This is a genomic window from Microbacterium sp. LB12 (genome assembly GCF_037150835.1).
Lineage (GTDB): Bacteria > Actinomycetota > Actinomycetes > Actinomycetales > Microbacteriaceae > Microbacterium.
This window is the reverse complement of the sequence record NZ_JBBCPF010000063.1, coordinates 1-253: the sequence shown is the minus strand read 5'-3', so window position 1 is coordinate 253 and position 253 is coordinate 1. Positions and strand designations below refer to the sequence as shown.

At 63.6% G+C, this 253-nt stretch carries 1 pseudogene; it reads left to right on the top strand.

Going from position 1 to position 253, the window contains the following annotated elements:
• Positions 1-127, top strand: a pseudogene (locus tag WFM69_RS19390) (transposase); the annotation flags it as partial.
• Positions 128-253 lie beyond the last annotated feature (126 nt).

Genomic DNA, 253 nt, shown 5'->3' with positions numbered 1-253 from the left:
CGTCGCGGACTGCTACCTCGCCGGGGTCTCCACCCGCCGGATGGACAAGCTCGTGAAGACCCTCGGGATCCACTCCCTCTCGAAGTCACAGGTGTCACGGATGGCCGCTGACCTCGACGAGCACGTCTGGGCCGACCCCGTGATGTAGGTCCAGTCGTTGTGTGAGTCGTCTTGATGCTCGCTGCTGCGGGCAGGAAGACTGGTCTCATCATGACGAACACGAGGAAGCGGCACACGCCTGAGCAGGTCGTGC